The organism is Bradyrhizobium altum, assembly GCF_020889705.1.
In the GTDB taxonomy this organism is placed as follows: Bacteria; Pseudomonadota; Alphaproteobacteria; order Rhizobiales; family Xanthobacteraceae; genus Bradyrhizobium; species Bradyrhizobium altum.
This window is the reverse complement of the sequence record NZ_JACMYP010000487.1, coordinates 1-2,842: the sequence shown is the minus strand read 5'-3', so window position 1 is coordinate 2,842 and position 2,842 is coordinate 1. Positions and strand designations below refer to the sequence as shown.

Annotated in this window: 3 protein-coding genes; all 3 read left to right on the top strand. The window is 65.3% G+C overall.

The features are described from left to right. The first annotated feature begins 38 nt into the window (after positions 1-38). The 3 genes from H8B02_RS46660 to H8B02_RS46650 all read left to right on the top strand — a co-directional run bounded on the left by H8B02_RS46660 (position 39) and on the right by H8B02_RS46650 (position 2,664). The gene (locus H8B02_RS46660; RefSeq protein WP_229172429.1) at positions 39-1,541 is read left to right on the top strand and encodes a leucyl aminopeptidase; all 1,503 of its coding nucleotides are present in this window, start codon (positions 39-41) and stop codon (positions 1,539-1,541) included. Positions 1,542-1,562: 21 nt separating this feature from the next. Further along, the gene (locus H8B02_RS46655; protein WP_176531759.1) at positions 1,563-2,015 is read left to right on the top strand and encodes a DNA polymerase III subunit chi; all 453 of its coding nucleotides are present in this window, start codon (positions 1,563-1,565) and stop codon (positions 2,013-2,015) included. 103 nt (positions 2,016-2,118) lie between these two features. Continuing rightward, on the top strand, positions 2,119-2,664 hold the full coding sequence (locus tag H8B02_RS46650; RefSeq protein WP_229172428.1) for a hypothetical protein: 546 nt from the start codon (positions 2,119-2,121) through the stop codon (positions 2,662-2,664). Positions 2,665-2,842: the final 178 nt, after the last annotated feature.

Genomic DNA, 2,842 nt, shown 5'->3' with positions numbered 1-2,842 from the left:
AGGCCCGAGCAACACCCTGAGTTCTGGAGGATTTTCCTATGTCCGACGCCGTCAAGGTCGGCTTCGTCCCGTTCTCCGCGTCCGCCCGCGGCATTCTGGTCGCCTTTTGCGACGAGCAATTGAAGCTGGGAGCCGCCACCCGGAAGGCGCTGGGAGCTGCCGCCGAGACCGTCAAGCGGGCCGCGGCCGCCAACCAGTTCAAGGGCAAGAGCGGGGCGGCGCTCGACATCCTGGCGCCGGAGGGAATCAAGGTCGACCGGCTGATCGTGATCGGCACCGGCAAGGCGGCCGACCTCAAGGAGAAGGATCTGCTCAAATTCGGCGGCGTAGTGGCCGGCAAGCTCAACGCCGGCAGCGGTGCGATGACTGTCCTCGCGGAACTGCCCGATGCCGCAATGACAGCCGGCCAGGCGGCGACGATCGCCACCGGGATCCGGCTGCGTGCCTACAAGTTCGATCGGTACAAGACCAAGAAGAAGGACGGCGAGGACGGCGCCGTGCGCGCCGATGTCTCGATCGCGGTCGACGATGTCGCTTCTGCCAGGAAGGCGTTTGCGCCCGAATCGTCCATCGTCGACGGCGTGAATCTGGCGCGTGAGCTCGTCAACGAGCCGCCGAACGTGCTGTACCCCGAAGAGTTCGCACGCCGCGCCAGCCAGCTGCGCAAGCTCGGCGTCACGGTCGAGGTCCTCGACGTCAAGGCGATGACCAAGCTCGGCATGGGCGCGCTGCTCGGCGTCGGGCAGGGCTCGGTACGGCCCAGCCGCACCGTGATCATGCGCTGGAACGGCGGCAAGAAGAGCGAGGCGCCGGTCGCATTCGTCGGCAAGGGCGTCTGCTTCGACACCGGAGGTATCTCGATCAAGTCGGCCGGCGGCATGGAGGATATGAAGGGTGACATGGGCGGTGCGGCCTGCGTGGTCGGGCTGATGCACGCGCTCGCGGCGCGAAAGGCCCGCGTCAACGCGGTCGGCGCCATCGGCGTCGTCGAGAACATGCCCGACGGCAACGCGCAGCGTCCGGGCGACATCGTCACCTCGATGTCCGGCCAGACCATCGAAATCATCAACACCGACGCGGAGGGGCGCCTCGTGCTCGCCGACGTGCTCTGGTACGTCGCCAAGAAGTGCAAACCGAAATTCATGGTCGATCTCGCAACGCTGACCGGCGCGATCATGGTCGCGCTCGGCACCGATTACGCCGGCCTGTTCTCTAACAATGACGAACTCGCCGAGCGCCTCGCCAAGGTCGGCCTTCAGACCGGCGAGAAAGTGTGGCGCATGCCGCTTGGTCCCGAATACGACAAGCAGATCGACTCGCAATTCGCCGACATGAAGAACACCGGCGGACGCAATGGCGGCTCGATCACGGCCGCGCAATTCCTGCAGCGCTTCGTCGACGGCACGCCCTGGGCCCATCTCGACATCGCCGGCACCGCGATGGGCGCGCCGAAGACCGAGATCAATCAGAGCTGGGGCTCGGGTTACGGCGTCCGGTTGCTCGAGCGGCTCGTCTCCGAATATTATGAAGCCAGGAAATAACAATAGAGTGTCGGCCGGCGCATGACCGAGGTTCTGTTTTACCATCTGCAGAACATGACGCTGGAAAGCGTGCTGCCTCCGCTGCTCGAGAAGTCGCTCGAGCGCGGCTGGCGGGTGGTCGTGCAATCGACATCGCAGGAGCGCGCCGAGACGCTCGACGCGCATCTGTGGACCTACAGCGACGATTCATTCCTGCCGCATGCGAGCTCGCGCGTTGCCGACGCGCAGGACCAGCCGATCATCCTGTCGATCGAGGAGGGCAATCCGAATCGGGCCAATGTCCGATTCCTGGTCGACAACGCGGCGCTTCCGGCCGACTGCGACAGCTACGAGCGCCTGGTCCTCGTGTTCAACGGCGACGACCCCGACGCGGTGGCTTCGGCGCGGGAGAGCTGGACTGCTTGTAAGGCGCGCGGCTTCGAGGTCACCTATTGGCAGACCGACGAGCGGGGACGCTGGCAGCGGCGCCAATAGCGATATCGATGAATTAATGATAATTCGACGTTTCCTCGGGCAGGTCACGGTCATGCCGCAAAGTGATGTTCGGACAAGCCCTTAGGTAGAGGGGTTAGGAGCCTTGTCGATCGTGCGAGACGGAACATTCAGTCGGAAGTCGCTGCTGGCGTTGCTGGTACTTGCGCCGGGCCTTGCCGGCTGCTCGGGCGCGTCCGACATCTTTTCGCGTGACGCGGATTGGTTCTCGCGCCCTGGACGGGTGTTCATCCGCAACATCTCGATCGAATCGCCGCCGCTGACGCCGGACAAACCGGTGACCAACGACGATCTCGTCAGTGCCGACGGAAGCTGTCCCGGCATGGCGCCGCGGGCGGGTGCCACTGACGCGAACGCGCAGGCTGGCGGTGCGCCGCAGCCGACCGGCGGCAGTGTCGCGCTTGGTCACACCGAATGCGACGTCGTGCGCGGCATCGGCGCCCCCGACAGCGTCAACCTGTCCAGCGGGCCGGGCGGCGAGCGCGTCGCGGTCGTGACCTGGTCGCGTGGCGCGCGTGCCGGTATCTACACGTTCTCCTCAGGACGCCTGACGTCGGTCGAGCGCGGCCCGGATGCTGCGCCGGAGCCGAAGCCCGCGAAGCCGAAGAAGAAAAAGACCGCGCACGGTTAGGGCATTTTCGCCGCAGCGACAGCTCGATGCCTGCATGCGCGGGCATGACACCGGAAAGAATGAGAGCCCAGGCTCCCTCCACACGTCGCCCCTGCGAAAGCAGGGACCCATACTCCGCGGCGGATGTGGTCAAGGGACGCGTCGTTCGACGATCGCGCAACAATAACCATCTGTGGTT